The 19,915-nt window shown below is 59.4% G+C and carries 22 protein-coding genes and 2 pseudogenes; 12 read left to right on the plus strand and 12 right to left on the minus strand.

Annotated features, from left to right (window positions below):
- Positions 1-14: 14 nt before the first annotated feature.
- The 4 genes from pheS to EV130_RS12095 form a co-directional block, all read right to left on the minus strand.
- Positions 15-1,097, minus strand: a complete 1,083-nt coding sequence (gene pheS, locus EV130_RS12075) for a phenylalanine--tRNA ligase subunit alpha (protein ID WP_132551270.1) — start codon at positions 1,095-1,097, stop codon at positions 15-17.
- Positions 1,098-1,246: 149 nt separating this feature from the next.
- A complete protein-coding gene (rplT, locus tag EV130_RS12080) occupies positions 1,247-1,651 on the minus strand; it encodes a 50S ribosomal protein L20 (RefSeq protein ID WP_074059873.1) in 405 nt (134 codons plus the stop codon).
- Positions 1,652-1,690: 39 nt separating this feature from the next.
- On the minus strand, positions 1,691-1,894 hold the full coding sequence (gene rpmI / locus EV130_RS12085; RefSeq protein WP_004108077.1) for a 50S ribosomal protein L35: 204 nt from the start codon (positions 1,892-1,894) through the stop codon (positions 1,691-1,693).
- A gap of 306 nt (positions 1,895-2,200) precedes the next feature.
- Entirely contained in the window at positions 2,201-2,701 is a 501-nt protein-coding gene (locus EV130_RS12095; RefSeq protein ID WP_132660404.1) for a GFA family protein, read from the minus strand.
- Positions 2,702-3,669: 968 nt separating this feature from the next.
- Between EV130_RS12095 and EV130_RS12100 the strand changes: the two genes are divergently transcribed.
- The 7 genes and pseudogenes from EV130_RS12100 (at position 3,670) to EV130_RS12130 (ending at position 10,185) form a co-directional block, all read left to right on the plus strand.
- On the plus strand, positions 3,670-4,281 hold the full coding sequence (locus tag EV130_RS12100) for a glutathione S-transferase family protein (RefSeq protein WP_132551274.1): 612 nt from the start codon (positions 3,670-3,672) through the stop codon (positions 4,279-4,281).
- Between the two features lie 60 nt (positions 4,282-4,341).
- Positions 4,342-6,408, plus strand: a complete 2,067-nt coding sequence (locus EV130_RS12105) for a 2Fe-2S iron-sulfur cluster-binding protein (RefSeq protein ID WP_132660406.1) — start codon at positions 4,342-4,344, stop codon at positions 6,406-6,408.
- 128 nt (positions 6,409-6,536) lie between these two features.
- Positions 6,537-7,084: pseudogene (locus tag EV130_RS12110) on the plus strand (carboxymuconolactone decarboxylase family protein).
- 70 nt (positions 7,085-7,154) lie between these two features.
- Entirely contained in the window at positions 7,155-7,619 is a 465-nt protein-coding gene (locus EV130_RS12115) for a nuclear transport factor 2 family protein (protein ID WP_074059868.1), read from the plus strand.
- Positions 7,620-7,649: 30 nt separating this feature from the next.
- Entirely contained in the window at positions 7,650-7,967 is a 318-nt protein-coding gene (locus EV130_RS12120) for a hypothetical protein (protein WP_237358521.1), read from the plus strand.
- Between the two features lie 139 nt (positions 7,968-8,106).
- Positions 8,107-8,997 (plus strand): LysR family transcriptional regulator, encoded by an 891-nt coding sequence (locus EV130_RS12125; protein ID WP_132551280.1) that lies wholly within the window; start codon positions 8,107-8,109, stop codon positions 8,995-8,997.
- A 210-nt stretch (positions 8,998-9,207) separates the two neighbouring features.
- The gene (locus tag EV130_RS12130; RefSeq protein WP_132660408.1) at positions 9,208-10,185 is read left to right on the plus strand and encodes an alpha/beta fold hydrolase; all 978 of its coding nucleotides are present in this window, start codon (positions 9,208-9,210) and stop codon (positions 10,183-10,185) included.
- 147 nt (positions 10,186-10,332) lie between these two features.
- Here the strand turns inward: EV130_RS12130 and EV130_RS12135 are convergent.
- A pseudogene (locus EV130_RS12135) lies at positions 10,333-10,559 on the minus strand (DUF982 domain-containing protein).
- A gap of 285 nt (positions 10,560-10,844) precedes the next feature.
- On the opposite strand from EV130_RS12135, the gene EV130_RS12140 reads away from it, so the two are divergent.
- Both EV130_RS12140 and EV130_RS12145 read left to right on the plus strand, forming a co-directional pair.
- Positions 10,845-11,111: a BON domain-containing protein gene (locus tag EV130_RS12140; protein WP_074059866.1), complete on the plus strand. Its 267-nt coding sequence runs from the start codon at positions 10,845-10,847 to the stop codon at positions 11,109-11,111.
- 128 nt (positions 11,112-11,239) lie between these two features.
- Positions 11,240-11,635 (plus strand): DUF1236 domain-containing protein, encoded by a 396-nt coding sequence (locus EV130_RS12145; RefSeq protein ID WP_132660410.1) that lies wholly within the window; start codon positions 11,240-11,242, stop codon positions 11,633-11,635.
- Between the two features lie 319 nt (positions 11,636-11,954).
- On the opposite strand, the gene infC is transcribed toward EV130_RS12145, so the two are convergent.
- Positions 11,955-12,491: a translation initiation factor IF-3 gene (gene infC, locus EV130_RS12150; RefSeq protein WP_074063010.1), complete on the minus strand. Its 537-nt coding sequence runs from the start codon at positions 12,489-12,491 to the stop codon at positions 11,955-11,957.
- 172 nt (positions 12,492-12,663) lie between these two features.
- On the opposite strand from infC, the gene EV130_RS12155 reads away from it, so the two are divergent.
- Both EV130_RS12155 and EV130_RS12160 read left to right on the plus strand, forming a co-directional pair.
- The gene (locus tag EV130_RS12155) at positions 12,664-13,464 is read left to right on the plus strand and encodes an alpha/beta hydrolase (protein ID WP_132660412.1); all 801 of its coding nucleotides are present in this window, start codon (positions 12,664-12,666) and stop codon (positions 13,462-13,464) included.
- Between the two features lie 186 nt (positions 13,465-13,650).
- On the plus strand, positions 13,651-14,250 hold the full coding sequence (locus tag EV130_RS12160) for a transglutaminase-like cysteine peptidase (RefSeq protein ID WP_074059863.1): 600 nt from the start codon (positions 13,651-13,653) through the stop codon (positions 14,248-14,250).
- A gap of 157 nt (positions 14,251-14,407) precedes the next feature.
- On the opposite strand, the gene mbfA is transcribed toward EV130_RS12160, so the two are convergent.
- Positions 14,408-15,391, minus strand: coding sequence for an iron exporter MbfA (gene mbfA / locus EV130_RS12165; RefSeq protein WP_132551286.1), 984 nt, complete (start codon positions 15,389-15,391; stop codon positions 14,408-14,410).
- Between the two features lie 167 nt (positions 15,392-15,558).
- Between mbfA and EV130_RS12170 the strand changes: the two genes are divergently transcribed.
- Positions 15,559-16,026 (plus strand): group III truncated hemoglobin, encoded by a 468-nt coding sequence (locus EV130_RS12170; protein WP_132660414.1) that lies wholly within the window; start codon positions 15,559-15,561, stop codon positions 16,024-16,026.
- On the opposite strand, the gene EV130_RS12175 is transcribed toward EV130_RS12170, so the two are convergent.
- The 5 genes from EV130_RS12175 to EV130_RS12195 form a co-directional block, all read right to left on the minus strand.
- Positions 16,023-16,934: an EamA family transporter gene (locus EV130_RS12175; RefSeq protein ID WP_132660416.1), complete on the minus strand. Its 912-nt coding sequence runs from the start codon at positions 16,932-16,934 to the stop codon at positions 16,023-16,025. The two genes, EV130_RS12170 and EV130_RS12175, sit on opposite strands and share 4 nt — an antisense overlap.
- 98 nt (positions 16,935-17,032) lie before the next feature.
- Complete coding sequence (recX, locus tag EV130_RS12180; protein ID WP_132660418.1) at positions 17,033-17,587, minus strand: recombination regulator RecX; 555 nt, start codon at positions 17,585-17,587, stop codon at positions 17,033-17,035.
- A 9-nt stretch (positions 17,588-17,596) separates the two neighbouring features.
- Positions 17,597-18,622 (minus strand): histone deacetylase family protein, encoded by a 1,026-nt coding sequence (locus EV130_RS12185; RefSeq protein ID WP_074059858.1) that lies wholly within the window; start codon positions 18,620-18,622, stop codon positions 17,597-17,599.
- Between the two features lie 60 nt (positions 18,623-18,682).
- Positions 18,683-19,204, minus strand: coding sequence for a GNAT family N-acetyltransferase (locus EV130_RS12190; RefSeq protein ID WP_074059857.1), 522 nt, complete (start codon positions 19,202-19,204; stop codon positions 18,683-18,685).
- A gap of 21 nt (positions 19,205-19,225) precedes the next feature.
- Positions 19,226-19,792, minus strand: a complete 567-nt coding sequence (locus EV130_RS12195) for a helix-turn-helix domain-containing protein (RefSeq protein WP_074063009.1) — start codon at positions 19,790-19,792, stop codon at positions 19,226-19,228.
- Between the last annotated feature and the right edge of the window lie 123 nt (positions 19,793-19,915).

Here is a 19,915-nt window from a genome sequence, read left to right on the forward strand (position 1 = left end):
GTCTCAATCCTCCCTTACACGCTCAAGCCGCCGAACAGCGTCGGCATGTCGAGCGGGCGGAAGCCATAGTGGGTCATCCAGCGAACATCGGCGTTGAAGAAATCGCGCAGGTCGGGCATGCCGTATTTCAGCATGGCGATGCGGTCGAGGCCCATCCCCCAGGCAAAGCCCTGATATTCGTCCGGGTCGAGACCGCCATAGCGCAGTACGTTCGGATGGACCATGCCACAGCCGAGGATTTCCATCCAATCCGTTCCCTCCCCGAATTTGACGATCGGGCCTGATCGATCGCATTGGATATCGACTTCAAAGGACGGTTCGGTGAACGGGAAGAAGGACGGGCGAAAGCGCATTGTCACGCTGTCGACCTCGAAGAAGGCCTTGCAGAACTCTTCGAGCACCCAGCGCATGTTGGCGACATTCGCCTTCGTGTCGATTACCAGTCCCTCGACCTGATGGAACATCGGCGAATGGGTCGCATCCGAATCCTGACGATAGGTCTTGCCGGGGATGATGATGCGGATCGGCGGCTTCTGCGCTTCCATGGTGCGCACCTGTACGGGCGAGGTGTGCGTACGCAGCACCTTGCGCTCGCCGTCCTCATCCGGTTGGAAGAAGAAGGTGTCATGCATCTCGCGGGCCGGGTGGCCTTCGGGGAAATTCAGCGCCGTGAAATTGTAATAGTCGGTCTCGACATCCGGACCTTCGGCTATCGAGAAGCCCATGTCGCCGAAGATCGCGGTGATTTCGTCGACGATTTGGCTGATCGGGTGAATGCGGCCGCGCTCGGCGGGCGAGGAGCGGACCGGCAGACTGATGTCGACCGTCTCGGCCTTCAGGCGGGCATTGACCGCCGCTTCCTTGAGCGTCGCCTTGCGAGCGGCAAGGGCATCCGCGACCTCATTCTTGAGGACGTTGATTGCAACGCCCTTGGTCTGGCGCTCTTCGGGCGACATCGTGCCGAGCGTCTTCAGGAGCTCGGAAACGGAACCCTTTTTCCCGAGGGCCGAAAGGCGCACGGCTTCGAGTGCCGGTTCGTCGTTAGCGGCAACAATTTCCGCAAGCAGCGATGATTTGAGCTGGTCGATATCTGACATCGTCAATTCTTTCCGTCCGGGATCAGGCGGGAATCGGAGGCTGGTTAAACCGGCCGGGCAAGGAGTAAAGAGAAAGAAAAACCCGCGCCAGCCCAAACCAGCGCGGGTTTCCCAAAATTCTAAAAAGCGTCAAGCTTGGGAAGCGCTGGTTAACGAACCGCGCTTTCAAACTCGTTCGTCGTACCGGCATCCTTGAGGTACTCGAGGGCCTTCTTGGAGGCTGCGACGAGCGCGCCGAATGCTTCCGGCTCATGGATCGCCATGTCGGAGAGGACCTTGCGGTCGACTTCGATGCCAGCCTTGTTCAGGCCGTCGATGAAGCGGCCGTAGGTCAGGCCGAATTCGCGGACGGCAGCATTGATGCGCTGGATCCAAAGCGCGCGGAAATTGCGCTTGTTGACCTTGCGGTCACGGTAGGCGTACTGCTTGGCGCGATCAACGGCAGCCTTGGCGGTACGGATGGTGTTCTTGCGGCGGCCGTAAAAGCCCTTTGCTGCCTTCAGAACTTTCTTGTGCTTGGCATGGGCTGTAACGCCTCTTTTTACACGTGCCATTTCATGATCTCCTTAATCTAAAGCGTTCGCGGAATAGTCCTATAGACCGTTCGGCAGGTAGTTCTTCACAACCTTGCGGCCATCGGGTTCTGCGAGAACCATCGTGCCACGTGCGTCGCGAATGAACTTGTTGGTACGCTTGATCATGCCATGGCGTTTGCCAGCAGCAGCGGCCTTGACCTTGCCGGTCGCGGTAATCTTGAACCGCTTCTTGGCGGAGGATTTCGTCTTCATCTTGGGCATTTTGCTACTCCGTTTCTATCCTCCTGCGCGCTTCTTCAAAAAAGCCCTCCTGCGATGTCCGGTCTTCCGGCCGTCGCAACAAGGTGCGGGAGCGTTTGTTGTTGATCCGCGGGCATGGCGACGAAACCGTCCCGCAAGCATTCGAAACTGCCACGGCATGCCCTGCCGGTCAGTTCGGACGCGCGCTTATACCCGCAGCGCCGCGAAAGTGCAACGGGGCAGAGGAGGATTCTTCAGTCATGCTGGATAGGCAGGATTTCGGCGAGGAAGCGGGCGAGCGAGGACAATGACCCGTTGACCTCGGGCTCAGCCATCTCGCCCTCTCACCGCCCATGAAGTGGTATCGTGATCGGGGTGCTGGTTGTTGCTCCCCTTGATCGCCGCGGCCCACTCGGCGCCGTTGTTTTCGGTCGCACCGGTATTTTCTATGCCCGTGATCTTATCGAACCATGCCACCATGTTCTCGGTGCAGGTATTGGCAAGCGGCGAGAAGGCGTGTGGATCGTCAAGCGAACCGATCATCAGGTTGGTGCGACCGTTTTCGAGGTGGTGGAAGAACAATGGGGTGCCGCAATTGGCGCAGAAGCCGCGCTCGACAAGCTCCGAGCTCTTCCACACGCTCGGCTTGCCGCGTGTCCAGGTGAGTGCATCATCGGGTGCGGCGACGAGCGCGGCAAAGATGTTGCCCGAAGCTTTCTGGCACATGCGGCAATGGCAGAGATGTGAGTTGTCGAGCATTGCGGTTGCGTGGTAGCGCACGGCACCGCACTGGCAGCCGCCGCTCACCTCCATCTCGATGCGTTTCATTTCTTCTCCTCCTTCAAGAGGCGAGTTTGGGATTAGTCTCTTTTAAGTTTTCGCCTTTTGGTCGTCCAGCCTCCCCGGAGCGGATCCAAATCTGGTGTTAGTGGGCGTAGTTTGCGAGCCCAAAAAAATGGACCCGATCACGCCTTATCGACCGTTCTGCCCACTCCTTCGGCTTCAACCGCCGGTTAAGTCGATGGCCGAAGCTGGCAGAGACTGTTGAGGTGGGTCCGCAGCCCACGAAGTTCCGGTGCAGACGCTGGTAATTTCCGCTTTTGGAAGTTGCTCAACGTGGCTTCGACGACCGATATGCGGCGCTCACGCGCGTTCGCCTTTGAGAGGCTGCGTCGGGTCCTCGGTGTCAATTCGGCCGAAACGGCTTGCCGGAAGCCCCGATTGGGGAACGGATCACCTGCTCGACAACTGTTGCGCTTCATTCTCTGGGCCTGTGAGGGGGCGAGAACTCACCTTGTCCCCGCAGTGAGCTTCCTGCGACCGCTAGTGCGCGAGCAGTTGCTCATAGGTGCCTCGTAAGCGGTCAAGGCGATCATTTTCCGGCAAAAGACGCTCCCTGGAAGTCCAGTCGGGTCCTTGGCGGTGTCCGCCAACTCATTTCCATCCGTTCGACTGCCCCACGGCGTGAACGCAGCTTCGATCCATTCAGCGATCATGATGTCGTCGTACATGTCTTTCACCTGGTTCGATGTGTCCGGGCAGCAAAATCCGACGAAGCGTGCTGATGTTGAAGACGTTAAACAGGCAAGACATCATTCCATCTCGTGAGTGAAATCAGGCCAAACGTGATGCGTTTCCGCCAGGTCGGGTCGATCTTGGCCGCCAGCTTTTTTCCAAACTATTGCGTCAACTGCAATTATGAACTGCCAAACGGGGCCGTTCTCATTGGCGGCCACCTGTCGCACCTTCGGCATGCGGATCGGGAATGGACCCGGCCAAGTTCGCAGGAGCACAACATGAAACTTTATCATCACCCTCTGTCGGGTCACTCGCATCGGGCACGTCTGTTCGTCTCGCTGCTTGGCCTGCCCCACGAGCTGGTCGAGGTGGACCTGAAGTCCGGCGCGCACAAGACGCCCGAATTTCTCAAGCTGAACCCATTCGGCCAGGTGCCGGTGCTGGAGGATGGCGACGTCGTGATCGCCGATTCCAACGCCATCCTGGTCTATCTCGCAAAGAAAGCGGCCCGTACCGATTGGCTACCCGAAGACGCCAAGGGCTCCGCCGCCGTCCAGCGCTGGCTGTCGGTTGCCGCCGGTGAAGTGGCTTATGGTCCGGCAGCGGCGCGGCTGATCACAGTCTTCGGCGCCAAATATAATCCCGAAGAGGTTATCGGCCGCGCCCATGCGCTGCTGCGCAAGCTCGAAAGCCAGCTTACCGATCACAACTGGCTCGTCGGCGACAGGCCAACGATCGCGGACGTTGCGATCTACAGCTATGTGGCCCGTGCGCCGGAAGGCAACGTCGACCTCTCCACCTACCCTGCCGTCGACGCGTTCCTTCGTCGTATCGAAGCGCTGCCAGGCTTCGTCCCCTTCGTTCAAACGCCCGTCGGCCTTGCCGCTTGAGGCCAGGGTACGGGCGTGCGGCTTGCGTGCGCCCGATCTACATTTTCGGGGAAACAGGACATGAACGAGACCTTGAAGCCCCTGCCGGTCTGGCACGAAGGCGAGACCTATATTCAGCAGAAGGTCGGCGTCGCCGAACGCATGGCGGCCATCGGCCAGCGTGTCATCCGCGATTTCATGCCAGACCAGCATCGCGACTTCTACGCTCAGCTGCCGTTCGTCGTGCTGGGCAGCGTCGACGGCCGCGGTGACGCCTGGGCAACCTTCCTTGAAGGGCACCCGGGCTTCATGTCCTCTCCATCGTCAACCGCCTTGAATATCGCGGCCACAAGAGATCCCAGCGACCCCGCAAGCGAGGGTCTGGCCGAGGGCCGGCCCATCGGCCTGCTTGGCATGGAGATGCACACAAGGCGGCGCAACCGCATGAACGGCTTCGTCTCCAATTCACCCGACGGCTTCCGCGTGGATGTCGACCAGAGCTTCGGAAACTGCCCGCGTTACATCCAGCTGCGGGATTTCGAATTCGTTCGAAATCCCGGCGGAGATTTTTCCGGCACCGTCGAAGACCTGCCCGACCTCGATAGTGCTGCACGCGCCATGATCACGGCGGCGGATGCGTTTTTCGTCGCCTCTTATGCCGATCGCGAAGATCGACGCCAGGTCGACGTGTCGCATCGCGGCGGCAAGGCCGGTTTCGTTCGCGTTGCGGGCGACGGGACACTGACGATCCCGGACTTTGACGGGAACCTCTTTTTTGCAACGCTCGGCAACATCCTGTTGAACGGCAAGGCCGGGCTTGTCTTCGTCGATTATTCCAGCGGCGACATGCTGCAGATGACCGGTGACGCCGAGGTTATCCTTAATTCACCGGAGATCGCGGCCTTTCAGGGCGCCGAACGACTGTGGACGTTCAAGGCACGTCGGATCATCCGTCGGCGGAACGCATTGGCACTGCGCTGGTCCTTCCGGGACGACGGCTGGTCTGCCAATTCGTTGATGACCGGCGATTGGGCGCAGGCGGCGGACCGGCTGCGCGCTGCGGAAGTGGCCACCCGGTGGCGCGCCCTGACCGTGACCAGGATTGTGGAAGAAAGCGCCTCCATCCGTTCGTTTCACCTTCAGCCGAGCGATGGGGCAGGTTTGCTGCCGCATGTTGCCGGCCAGCATCTGCCGATCCGCATCAGCGTTCCAGGCGTCGACAAGCCTGCTATCCGAACCTATACGCTGTCAGTGGCACCCTCGGACGGCCTTTACCGCATCAGTGTCAAGCGCGACGGTGCGGTATCGCAACATCTCCACGATCACATCCGCGTCGGCGACACGATCGAGGCGCGCTCGCCGGCCGGCAGTTTTACCGTCGACGCCCGCGCTGCCCGTCCGGCAGTGCTGCTTGCCGGCGGTGTTGGGATAACGCCCCTGCTTGCCATGTTGCGCCACGTTGTCTACGAGGGGCTGCGCAAGCAGCGCATTCGCCCGATCTTTCTTTTTCACGCGGCGCGTTCCAGGCAGGAGCGTCCGTTCGATCGGGAAATCGCCGAGCTCGTCGACGCCGCGCGAGGCGCGGTGAGGCTGATCCGGGTCTTGAGCGATGCCAATGGCGCTGAAGAAGGCGTTGACTACGACGCCATCGGGCGCATCGATATGCCGCTCCTGTCCCGCCACTTGCCGTTCGACGATTATGACTTCTACCTCTGCGGGCCGCCGCAGTTCACGCAGTCACTGTACGATGGCTTGCGCGGCTATAATATTGCTGATGCCCGCATTCACGCGGAGGCTTTCGGCCCGTCATCCCTGGAGCGAACGCTCGACGCCGGGGTGAGCCCGCCCACGCGTCGACCGCCATCCACAAAGCCGGTACCGGTCGCCTTCATGGGATCGCTGAAGGAAGCCCGCTGGACACCGGAGGCCGGCACATTGCTGGAGCTGGCGGAAGCGCGCGGCCTCAGTCCCGAATTCAGTTGCCGGGAAGGCAGTTGCGGCACATGCCGCACCAAGCTCACCAGGGGGGCAGTGACCTACATCAAGGAGCCGACGGCGGCGATTGCCGAAGGCGAAGTACTGCTGTGCTGCTCGGTCCCCGCCGCACAGGAGGGCGGTGAGGAAAACCAGATCCAGCTCGAACTCTGACGCTTCCCATTGATGCATCCGGCGCAAGAGTATCTTCCGCTTTTTCAACGTTCATCATCCGGCAGAACGGGAGCATCTTCCAAGTGACGAAGGGGACAGCCTTTCGCAATTAAACCAAGGAAATAGACATGTCTCGCATTGCCACGCCCGCCACAATCAACGATGCACCGGAAGCTTCCCGCCCCGTGTTGGAAGCCATTCAGAAACAGATTGGCTGCGTGCCGAACATCTTCCGCCTGGTGTCGAACAGCCCGGCCGCTCTGAACGCCCTGGCGGCCCTGCAGGGTGCTCTCGGCAAGGGCAAGTTGGCTCCGGCCACCCGCGAGCGGATCGCGCTCGCCATGGCCGAGGCCAATGGTTGCGACTACTGCCTGTCGGCGCATAGCTATACCGGCGCCAAGTTTGCCAAGCTGGACGAGAGCGAGATCGAGAAGAACCGGCGCGGCACTTCGAATGATCCAAAGGCAGCCGCCGCCGTCGAATTCGCTCGCGCTCTTGTCGTCGCCGGCGGTTCCGTGGCCCCAGGCGATGTCGAAAAAGTCCGCGCCGCGGGTTACAGCGATGGGGAATCCTCGAGATCATCGCGCATGTCGCGCTGAACACCTTCACCAATTATGTCAACGAAGCCCTGGGCACCGAAATCGACTTCCCCAGCATCGACCGCCTTGCAGCATGACTAACTCACGGTGGTCGCCTGGGCGGCGGCCACCCGCCCTATCCATTCCCAATCTATAAGGAACCGAACCATGTCTCGTCCGCCACTTCCCCCTTTCAATGAACAGAGCGCCGTCGAAAAGGTCCGCCTTGCCGAAGATGGCTGGAACAGCCGCGATGCCGCCAAGGTCGCGCTCGCCTATACACTCGACACACGCTGGCGCAACCGCGTCGAATTCGCGACCAACCGTGCCGAGGCTGAAGCTTTCCTCAGGCGCAAATGGAACCGCGAGCTCGACTACCGGCTGATCAAGGAGCTTTGGGCTTTCCAGGGCAACCGCATCGCCGTTCGATATGCCTACGAATATCACGACGACAGCGGTCAGTGGTTTCGTGCCTATGGCAACGAAAACTGGGAATTCGCCGAGGACGGGCTGATGCGGGCGCGGCATGCCAGCATCAACGAGCGCCCGATCACGGAGGCGGAGCGCAAGTTCCGCTGGCCGCTCGGCCGCAGGCCTGACGATCACCCGGGCTTGAGCGATTTGGGCTTCTAAAGCCAGGTCCGCATCAGGAAGCTCGCCACCATGGCAGGTTTCAAGCTCGATGCGCGGGCACGGCTGTCGATCGAGCTCGCGCTTACCGCCGGACGCGGAGATCCCATTTTTGCCCGACAGCAGGAAATGGACGCGAAGGCGCTCGGCATTACGGGGGCTGAAGTCGATATGGCCCGCAAGGGCTCGAGCTTCGATTTCCAGCTTTCCAAGGCGATAGCCTTGGCCCTCAAACCAGACGCCGAGCACCGCGAGCGCACCATGAAAGCCGGTATCGACGCACAAGCCTGTGCCGACATCGAAGAACTGGCGGCGTCCTACATCAGCCGATCTCGGTTGCGATCCCCATAGGCCATCGTCGACCTTTCACGACATCTCCAGCCATGTCATTCGTATCAATCTCGAAACGGTCTTGCTCGATCTGTTTCGGGATTGATACATTTCTGGGCGACGGTCACGTTGAGCAACACGAGCAATCTTTGAGGGGCGAATGGATCGATGGCAGGCAATGCGGATTTTCGCGAAGGTTGCGGAGACCGGAAGTTTTGCGGATACCGCGCGCCACATGCATATGAGTGCACCGGCTGTCACCCGCGCCGTCGCAGCGCTTGAAGATCTGATTGGCGCCCGCCTTTTCGTTCGCACGACGCGCTCCGTCAAGATGACGGAGGCAGGCACACGGTATTTCGAGGATTGCCGCCGCATATTGGCGGATATTGCCGAAGCGGAGGCTGCCGCGGGTGGCTCCTATGCCACTCCAACGGGTACGCTGGCCATCACGGCTTCAGCATTGTTCGGGCAGATGTATGTGTTGCCCATCGTGACCGAGTTCCTGAACACCTTCCCGACCATGCATGCACGGACCCTGTTCATCGATCGCCCGGTCAACATCGTCGAAGAAGGGGTCGACGTGGCCGTTCGTATCGGACACCTGCGGGACTCAGGTTTCTCTGCCATAAAGGTCGGGACCGTTCGGCATGTCATCTGCGGGTCCCCGAGCTATTTCGAGAGCCACGGCGTTCCAACCACGCCCGCCGACCTCAAGAACCATCGCATTGCCGCGTCCACAAGCGCCTGGGCATCGCCGGAATGGCGTTTTGCAAACGATCAGCGGGTGACGATCGACCCCCTTCTACAATGCAACACCAACGACGCCGTTATCACGGCCGCACGGGCAGGCTGGGGACTGACCCGAGTCCTGCACTATCAGATCGGCCCGGCCTTGCTTGCGGGGGAGCTGCAGATCGTCCTCAGCGATCATGAAGAGCCGCCAATGCCCATTCACATCCTTCATCCGGAAGGGCGACACGCGCCCGCCAAGGTTCGGGCCTTCGTGGACATGGCGGCGGCGCGTCTTCGGGAAAACCGGTTGTTGAACTAAAACCACCGCCGCATTCTTCCGCCGAAATGGTGCCAGATCCCGCCGTTGAGGGGCGCGGATCTCCAGTGACAGCTGCTGAAGCAACCCAGGTCGTGACGTCGCTCATTCTTTCACACGTCGTAATTATCACTTCCACACTGAGCAGATTATCGTTTCTATGTGAAAGGATATGTTGGTCTCCAAGGCAGCCGCAGCTGGCGCCTGACCGCCATGAAACGCCTGATCATGACCCTGATGCTGGCTACCGTCAGCTTTGCCCCCATGTCCTTTGCAGCCTCGTCCACGCCCGACCAAGCTATCATCACCCGGCAGGCTCCCGTTACCCTCCACTATCGGACCGCAGCAATCGATGGTGTGAACATCTTCTACCGCGAAGCAGGTCCGAAAGACGGCCCCGTAGTCGTTCTGCTGCATGGCTTCCCGACGTCTTCGCATATGTTCCGCAATCTGATGCCACTTCTCGCCGATCGCTATCGAGTCATCGCGCCGGACTATCCGGGCTTCGGCCAGAGTGACGCTCCGGACCATACCAAATTCGCCTACACTTTTGGTCATTATGCCGACCTCGTCGAGGGTTTGCTCGATCAGCTTGGTGCAAAAAAATACGCCATGTACGTCATGGATTATGGTGCGCCGGTCGGTTATCGGCTCGCCTTGAAGCATCCGGATCGCGTGACGGCTCTTATCGTGCAGAACGGCAATGCCTATGACGAGGGCCTTCGCGAATTCTGGGATCCGATCAAAAAATACTGGGCCGATGGCTCGAACGAAAGCCGCGACGGGCTCTCTGGCCTGGTCGCCCTGGAGACCACGAAATTCCAGTACACTGACGGCATGAGCGATCTGAGCCGCATCAGCCCCGACAACTGGATTCATGACCAGGCGCTGCTCGATCGTCCCGGCAACAAGGACATTCAGTTGGACCTCTTCTATGACTACCGCACCAACGTGCCGCTCTACCCGCAATTCCAGGCCTTCTTCCGCGATCGCAAGCCGCCGACGCTGATCGTGTGGGGCAAAAACGACAAGATCTTCCCTGCCGAAGGCGCGCATCCCTATCTTCGCGACCTGCCGGATGCAGAACTGCATCTTCTCGATACCGGCCACTTCGCGCTGGAGGACAAGCTGGACGTGATGGCGCCGCTTATTCACGACTTTCTTGGCCGAGAACTCGCTGGGAAAAACTGAATTCAAAGCCGCGCAGTCCAAGGACTGCGCGGCTCATTCATGCACTTCGCCTCTACCTGTTTTTCTGTGCTGCAGACGCGCTTTGGCTCTTTTTTTCATGCACCCTTTTTATGAAACCGATCCACCGATCTTCAACGTTGCAAGATCTCAGTGAACAGCCGCAATCACCGGAATTCCTGCTTTCTCGGCAGCGCGAATGAGCGCGGCACGCGCTGTCTTTGCCGGGATATCACCCTCAATGGCATCCAGGCATGTCTTCACTGCGGCAATATATGCTCGCCATCGTCTGTCGGCCACGCGGCGATCAGGTCGCCGGCAAGCTCACTCAGCGACCGCACCAGCCTGTGCTTTTCCTGACCGCTCATTACAAGCATCACAGGCGCGAAATCTTCGCTTGCTCCAATATCCCGACCGTTCGCATCACTATCTGTTCCACCATGGATCGATAACCTGGCGCTTCATCAGGAAAGGTTTAGATCGGGTTCAGCAACAACGACCAGCACCTCCTTGATGTCCTTTCGACAGGGTGAGCAGCATCTATGGCAGACGATGCCGAGGGAAAGCAGGACCTAAGTCGGACTGGCCACCGCAGGGCGCGGTGCTCATATACGGATATGATGCAATGTTGAGTCCGTTGAGGGGCGGAACAGGAGAAGGATATGAGATTCGGCCCCGACAATCACGAAGAGCGCTGCTTTGAAGGCCATAGTTCGGCATCGACCATCGCGACGATATCAGCAGCCCTTTCCGCCGACCCGGAAATTGACAGCAGCGCCATCGAGATCAGGATGCTCGGTCCGGTCGTGCTGCTGGAAGGCTACATAACGAAGGCTGCAGATCGCGACAAAGCGATCTCGATTGCAGCCATGATCGTAGGCTGGGAAAATGTCCATGACCGGATGCTGAGCCGCTTTCCCATGCAGTAGTCGACGGTGACTGGCGGGGGTCGGACGAAGGTCCCATCATGCCTCCGCCTAAAGTCCCAGCTCTGGAACACTTCTTCCATCTCCCCGTTGGCTTTCAAGGAAGCAATCGCATCAAAGGAGGAAAGAAGATGAATATCAAATCGATTGGTTTTGCCTCGGGTATTCTGTTGGCGTCGACGTGTGCCTTTGCGCAGTCCTCGACGGTTACAGGAGCAGCGGGTGGCGCTGCAACGGGTGCTATTGTCGGTGGCCCGGTCGGTGCGGCTGTCGGCGGCATCGTCGGCGGCGTGGCAGGCAGCATGATCGATCCACCGCCGCCGAAGGTGGTGACCTACGTTGAGCAGGCTCCCGCCCCGGCTGAACGCGTCGTGGTGAGGGAGAAGGTCGTCGTCGGGCAGCCCCTGCCGGAAACCGTCGTCGTCACCCCCGTTCCCGATGATCCGAAATATGCATATGCAATCGTCAACGATCAGCGCGTTATCGTCGAACCTTCCTCCCGGAAGGTCATCCAGGTCATTCAATGACCGTCGGGCGGTTCACACCGCCCCTTCCAACAACAAGGGCACGCATGCGAGGCATGAGAATGCGGGCGGCATGGCGTGCCCGAAGCCAGGAGATTGTCCCGAAGAGACGCCATCTCACCATGCTCGCTGCAACGATAGTGGCTGCCCCCACCCCTCGATAAGATTTGATCCGAGCGTGCTTGCAATAGTAGCGGCCATAAACGACGCTGGGGTGCCACAGCGGCCCAGACAGCTCCATTTAACGCACCACGCGCCATGCCTGGCGCAAAAACACAAAAGCCGCCCTTACGGACGGCTTTGATGCATCGATGTGGCCCGCTCACTTCGGCGCGAGCACCATCATCATCTGGCGGCCTTCAAGCTTCGGCTCGGCTTCGACCTTTGCAAATTCCAGTGTGTCGGCCTTGACCTGCTGCAGAAGCTTCATGCCGAGTTCCTGGTGGGCCATTTCGCGGCCGCGGAACTTCAGCGTCACCTTCACCTTGTCGCCTTCCTCAAAGAAGCGGCCCATAGCCTTCATTTTCACCTCATAATCATGGGTGTCGATGTTCGGCCGCATCTTGATTTCTTTGACTTCGACAATCTTCTGCTTCTTGCGCGCCTCGGAGGCCTTCTTCTGGTTGGCGTATTTCAGCTTGCCCAGATCGAGAATCTTGCACACAGGCGGTTCGGCGTTGGGAGAAATTTCCACAAGGTCGAGGCCGGCTTCTTCAGCCATTCTCAGGGCCTGATCGGTGGGCACCACGCCCAAATTCTGTCCTTCAGCATCAATCAACTGAACCTTAGGAATACGGATTTCCCGGTTCGAACGCGGCCCTTCCTTCACGGGCGCGTCGGTTTTAAAAGGTCTGCGAATGGTCGTACTCTCCTCGAGTTGTTTCAGATCGCAGCTTCGCGCTCCATTGGGGCGCAACGAAGTCTCGCTGCCGCTGCGATGTCGTCAATAACACGCTTTAGCGGAAAAATCACCTGCTGTCAGCCTATTCAAGAATCTGTTTTATAGGCACAAACAATGGGAGTTAGTGCTTATGTCCGAAGCAACAGCCATATCCGAGCCGCAGTTCCTGACGGTGGGCGAAGGTGACGCGGAGCGAAGGATCGCTTTCATCATTCGTCAAGCCACCTCGAAGGATTGCGGCCCGACCTTCGTCTGGCTCTCCGGCTACCGGTCGGACATGAGCGGCACAAAGGCGTTAGAACTCGATCGGCTGGCCGGTGAACTCGGACTTGCCTGCATCCGCCTCGACTATTCGGGGCACGGACTTTCCGGTGGAGAGTTTAAGGACGGAACGATTTCCCGCTGGCTGGAAGAGGCGCTTGCCGTCGTCCTCCATGCAAGACCCGAGCGCATCATCCTCGTTGGCTCCTCCATGGGCGGATGGATTGCATTGCGGCTGGCGCAGGAACTTGCAAGCTTGGAGGGGACGCCAAAGCTCGACGGGATGGTGCTGATTGCGCCGGCACCCGACTTCACATCGGATCTCATCGAGCCGCATCTGAGGAAAAAGGATCGCGCCTCGCTCGCCGAACGCGGCTATTTCGAAGAGAAGTCCGACTATAGTCCGGAGCCCAACGTCTACACCCGTGCACTCCTGGAAGATGGTCGCGAAAACCGCGTACTGACCGGCATCATCAACACGGGCTGCGCGGTACATATCCTGCAAGGCATGAAAGATCCGGACGTTCCCTACAGCCACGCGATGAAGCTGGTTGAACACCTGCCCGCCGACAATGTCGTGCTGACCTTCATTCGCGATGGCGACCATCGGCTTTCGCGGCCGCAGGATATCGAGCGGATACTATCGGCCGCTAAAAGCCTCGTTCGTTAGCCGAAGCCGGCGCCTGCGGCCTCTACCAGAGTTCGAGACCGCACTCTGCAAAAAACCACCGGTTGTGTGGCATTTTAACCATGTCTGGTTGTTAGGGCAGAGCCGCAAGAAGTAATGATTGACTCCTCAACACCCTCTCCGTTAACTCTTTGTTAACAAATACAAGGGCGATGCAGGGAAACGGGCGTGCGGATCAAGGGTTACTTGATGGCTATGATGGCCATTTGTGCGATGTCTTCGGCCGCGTTACCGGCCCCCACAAGAAACCTCTCGATGGTTACAGGCGGCGCCACCTCGCAGCCAATCGGCCATTATGATTTCTGCCAGTTGCACCGGATCGAATGCGGTGCGGACCGCAATGCAGGGCCGGCGGAAATGAATGGCGAGAAATGGGCTCTTGTCCGCTCGGTCAATTCCACCGTCAACAGTACCATCACCCCGATGACGGACAAGGAAATCTACGGCAAGGACGAAATCTGGTCTTATCCGACAACGGCGGGCGACTGTGAAGATTTTGCTCTCCTCAAGCGCCGCATTCTGATCCAGCGCGGCTTTGATCCGGCAAATCTTCTGATGACCGTGGTGCGCAAGCCAGATGGCGAAGGCCACGCCGTGCTGACGCTTCGCACAGCCGAAGGCGACTTCATTCTCGACAACCTCGCTTCCGGCGTGAAACCCTGGTTCGATACGGCTTATTCCTTCGTCAAGCGCCAGTCGAGCTACAATGCCGGCCGCTGGGTGACGATCGAAAACGGCCGCGACGTCCTGGTCGGCGCTCTGAAGTAAGAATTTCAATCTTCAAGCACGAAGGCCCGCGACCGTCGGCCGCTTTGGGAGACTTTGCTTTACGCACGGTCTCCCGTCTCTTCGATTGAGTTCAAGGCGTTCGGCGCTGCAACCGTATCCCTTGGTCGATTGCTTCGGCTGCGCGCCTGACCGGGCCTTACCCATTGCCGATCAGGATGCCGGCAGCCAGCACGAGACCCCCGCCAAGCACGACCTGAAAGGCCGCGCGCAAAAATGGCGTTTCCATATATCTGTTCTGGATGAACGCGATCGCCCAGAGTTCGAAAAAGACGATGACGACGGCAGTGATCGTCGCAGTCCAGAATTGGGGGATGAGGTAGGGCAGTGCGTGGCCGAGGCCTCCGAGCGTTGTCATGATCCCGCAGGCGAAACCGCGCTTGATTGGCGAACCGCGCCCGGAAATCTTACCATCGTCATGCGCAGCTTCGGTGAAACCCATCGATATACCCGCGCCTACCGAAGCCGAGAGGCCGACGAGGAATGTCTGCCACGTATCCTGCGTCGCAAAGGCGGCGGCGAAGATCGGCGCCAGCGTCGAGACAGAACCATCCATCAAGCCTGCAAGGCCCGGCTGCACATAGGTGAGCACGAATTGTCGCCGCGCCGTTTCGTCCTCGGCTTCCTTTACATCCTCAGGCGTATGTTTGTCGCCGAGCATTCTGGCAATGTCTTCATGACCCTGTTCGGCGAGCGCGAGATCGCCGAGAAGCTGGCGCGTCGAGGCATCCGAAGTCTGCTTTGCCGCCTCGACGTAGAAGCGATAAGCCTGCTCCTCCATCGTCTCGGCTTCCTGCCGAACCGCTTCCAGTGACAGGTTCTTGCGCAGCCAATCCGGCTTGCGCTCATAAAAACCCTGCACATGCTCGCGGCGAATTAGTGGAATGCGTTCGCCGAAACGCTGCCGATGTATCTCGATAAGCGACTTGCGGTGCGTGTTTTCGACTTCCGCCATGTCCTCGAGGATCTGCGCCGAGGCGGGATAAGCGACCTTCAGCTTGTCGGCATAGGCCCGATAGATGCGGGAGTCGTCCTCCTCTGAGGCAATCGCCAGCGCCAGAATTTCTTGTTCCGACAATGATTTGAATGAACGTTTGAAAGAGGTGAAAAACCGCGGCAGCATAACAAAGCTCCATTTTAGAATAATTCTAAATCTAAACAGTGCGCCGCAAAGCGTCAAGCATCGGGCGTTCGATCTGACAGATTGCCGCAATACAAATTGTGCACTTCAGCTGGACGAGGCAGGTGCCTATATGAGGCGTGCCGCAACAAAGCGATCATGGGTATGGGATGAATAGTGAATTGCAAGGCCGGGCGGCGCATGCCGCCGCAATCCGCCAGCGAGCGGAAATGGAAATGAATGCCATGGGCATCGACAATGCCTTCATCGACAGGCTGGTCGAGACTTTCTACGGCCGCGTCCTTGCGCATCCCGAACTCGGCCCCGTTTTCGACGCCCGGCTTTCGGGCCACTGGCCGGAGCACATGGCGAAGATGAAGAGCTTCTGGTCCTCCGTCGCATTCCGCAGCGGCGCCTACGGCGGCAAGCCGGTGCAAGCACATGTCGGTGTGGCCAACATGACGCCCGATCTTTTTCCCCAATGGCTGGAGCTCTTTTCAGCAACGCTCGACGATATCGCTCCGAATGCCGGGGCAAAGGCCTGGTTCATGGCGACGGCGGAACGCATCGCGAAGAGCTTGACGCTATCGCTATTTTACAATCCCGCACTCGACGATCCTGCTCGCAATTCCGCCTAAGCTTTTTCGGTTGAAAAGGTCGCACCTGCGCTCGCCGCGACGACCAGCGCGGTCCCGAGCATCTGCAACAGCGTCATGGGCTGGGCAAGGATGAGGAAGCCTGCGAGCGCACCGATTGCCGGTTCCAAGCTCATGAGGATGCCGAATGCGGCCGTCGTCATCCGTCGTAACGCAATCATTTCCAGGGTATAAGGCAGGAGCGGAACGAGGATCGCCAGACCTGCCATCTCGAAGAGACCGTAGCCATCGAAGTTCGACGCGGCACCGGCAAAGCCGAAGGGCGCCGCCACCACCGCCGCCGCGATCAGCGACATGGAGAGGCCTTCGAGCCCCTTGAACGCCGCGCCGACCTTTTTCGTCAGCATGATATAGCATGCCCAGCCCGCGCCGGCGCCGAAGGCAAAGAGAACGCCGGGCAGATTGCCGACCCATCCTTCGCCATCATAGGCGAGGAGGAGAACACCGGCTGCGGCGATCACCGGCCAGATCAGGCGCCGCGTCAGGCCATAACCGAACGTCGCGACGGAGAGCGGACCAAGAAAATCGATCGCCACCGCAAGCCCCAAAGGAATTCGCTCGATCGCCGCAAAGAAGGACATCGTCATCAGCGCCGTCGTGGTGCCGAGAACCAATGCGCCGATCCATTGCTCGCGGCAGTAACGCAGCAAGGGCGGACGAACGGCGATTGCCAGGATGGCTGCCGCGAAGGCAAGCCTAAGCCAGGAGGCACCTGCCGATCCATATGCTGCGATCGCGCCGGAAGAGAATGCCGCACCGAACTGAATGGACGACATCGAAAGCAGGCACATCAATGAACCAGCCGCAATACCGCCGGAAAATGCAGGCGCAGCTGCGGTTAACGCAACGACAGCGCCGTTTGGCGTTGGTTTGCCCCTCTTCTGATCCATTTCCTGCTCCCGATTTGCATCACTGATACGAACGCAATCACAGAGCGGCAAATGCAAACTTCTGATCCGGACATAAGCGGTCTTTATGCACCAAGACGCTAAAGCGCCAGCCCGGGTTCGAGCACCTCTTCAGCCTCGCCGCGGCTCATGGCGAATACTTTCCTGCCGATCTCAAAGCTGAATCCATTCCGGGCAAAAGCTGAAAGCTCCTTCACCTTTCGCTTCTCATCAACGTCGCAATGCCGGAACGGACCAAAGGAGCGCTTGCGGGCGAAGACGACGGCGGCGAACAGATCGTCGGCATGCTCGATCGCGGTATCGACGATATCGCTTGCCACCCCTTTCGAGGAGAGCTTTTGCGCGATGCTCCGTTTCGATTTGCCGCCGCGTACCGACGAACGGGTGCTCACCGCTGCATAGGCCACGTCGTCCAGAGCCTTCACGTCGTAGGCGAATTTGACCGCCGAAGCGGCAAGTGCCTTCAGCTGCGCCGGACTGATGTCTTCGAATTTCTGCTTCGCCTTTCGCGTGATCGCATCGAAGAGCTGTTTTTCCGTCATCATCCGGCGCTCGAGGCGATAGATCGTCGAGTTGCGTGCCCAGGAGAGCATGCGCGGCGTCGGAACATCGGATGGCTGATTTTGGTCGTCCATTGAAGGCTTCTAGGCCTCGAGCCCTTTCAGCATATTGGCGACGTTGAAACCGATTTCCCTCACTCCATAACCGCCCTCCATGCAGGTCAGGACTGGAAGGCCCGCCTTGGCGATCAACGCGCCCATGCGTGTGAAATCATCGGAAGTCAGCCTGAAAAAGGAGATCGGATCGCGTTCGAAAGTATCGACGCCAAGCGAGACGATGATGGCTTCGGCACCAAAAGCCTTGATGCGCGCAAGCGAATCCGCAAGCGCTGCCGACCATGCAGCCCAGGCCGTACCGCGCGGGAGCGGGTAGTTCGCATTGCAGTTTTCTCCTTCGCCCTCGCCGGTTTCATCTGCATAGCCCCAGAAATAGGGAAAGGCATTGGCAGGTTCGCCGTGCAGCGATGCAAAAAAGATGTCGCCGCGGCGGTAGGTGATGTCCTGCGTGCCGTTGCCGTGATGGAAATCGACATCGAGGATCGCAACCTTCTTTGCGCCGATATCCAGCAGGCGTTGCGCCGCGACGGCGGCGTTGTTGATGAAGCAATAGCCGCCGAAGAGGTCGATGCCTGCATGATGGCCGGGAGGCCGGCAAAGCGAGAAGGCGAAACGGTTTCCGCAATTCAGCCAATCAGCGCCGGTGATCGCGCATTGCATCGAGGCGACGGCCGCCTCGTGGGTGCCGTTGGTGATCGAGGTTTCGGTGGCATTGGCGTAATAGCCGAGCATGCCGTCGATATCGTTCGGTACGCGCTGCGTTGCACGGCGCACCGGCAGCGAGGTCGGGATCGCCTCGCCCGCAGCCCCGCTTGCCTGCCACATAGTCCAAGCCTTTGACAGGAAGTCGAGATAGCCGGCGTCATGCACTTTCAGTGCGGTTTCCAGTCCATGCCGTTCCGGCGCAACAACATCCGAAAACCCCGCCTCTTTGACTGCTTCCAGGATCCACTCTGCGCGAAACGGTCCTTCGAACGGCGTCACCAACAGGCCGCCATGCAGCTCTGTCTTCGCATCGCGCAGCTTGTGGTCTTCGGAATAGATGACGCGCACCGGCTTCTCCCGATCTGTTTTGTTGGATAAGGCGCGGCAGACGGCTGCCTTGTCAATGGTTTAAGCGGCGATGCGCTTGTAGAAAAGCGTGGTCGCGCAATAGCCGCCCTCCGGCCACATCGCATAATCCGGGATGACGCCGGCGCGCTCCCAGCCGAGCCGCGGATAGATCGCCTCCGCTTCGCTGCCGGTTGCCGTGTCGAGCACCAGCAGGCGCTTGCCATGTCTTGCGGCTTCGTATTCGATCGCCTCCATCAGCAGCCGTGCCAAGCCTTTGCCGCGTGCAGACCGATGCACGAGCAGCTTCTTCAAATCGCCACGGTGCGGCTGGTTCGGCATCGAGGCAAATCCGACCTGCACTGTTCCGACGATCTTTCCGTCGATCTCCGCCACGGCGAGCAAGTTGACGCCCGCCCCGACTGTTTCTGCGACGCTCCTCCAATAGGGCTCCGCGTCGGCCGCCGTGTAAGGCTGCATGAAACCGACCGAGGCGCCGCCCTTCACGCAGTCGGCAAGTATCTCGCAAAGTTCCGGAATGGCCGCGTTGGCCTGTTGTGAATCAAGAATACGAATAACGGTCACGATCTCTCTCCTGAAATCAAATCAGCGGGTGCCACGGTTGAGCACGACGCAATAGCGGGCGGGTCTGGTGGTGGGATTGCAGAAGACATGGCCCTCCCCGACCGGCATGAAGAGGCAATCGCCGGGCAGAAGGTGATGCACCGTTTCGCCGGTGGTCATCTCCATCTCGCCTTCGAACATCCAGACGTGCTGGGTCATGCCGTGGCTTGCCGTATGCGGCGGAAAGCTGACGCGGGCGCCGGCGGGAAACTCTACGTCGACGATATCGACCCCGGACGAGGTTGCGGGCGGCGAGACGGAGCGGCGCAGATAACCGGTTTCCGGATCGCGCCAGACCTGCTGCTCGTGACGCCTCGCAATTGGCGAGCCCTGCCCTTCATCGGCAAAGAAGGACGAAAGCGATAGCCCGAGCGCGGCACAGACCCTTGCAAGCAGCGAGGCCGTCGGGCTCGCCTCCGCCCGCTCGATGCGCGAAATCATCGCGCGGCTGACGCCGGAGGCATTGGCAAGGTCATCCAGCGTCAGCCCCTTTTCGATCCTGAGCTTGCGAATGCGAATGCCGATTGCCGTCTCGAGTTCCGTTTCCATCGTTCGATCCATATATTCCAATATAATAGAAATACATGGTCATATAATAGAATCAAGTGGTTTTTGCCACCGCCCATGACATGCATTTTATCCTAAACGGAGTCCTTCTTTTCCGCTTTGCGG

The sequence above is a fragment of the Rhizobium azibense genome, assembly GCF_004342325.1.
Classification (GTDB): domain Bacteria; phylum Pseudomonadota; class Alphaproteobacteria; order Rhizobiales; family Rhizobiaceae; genus Rhizobium; species Rhizobium etli_B.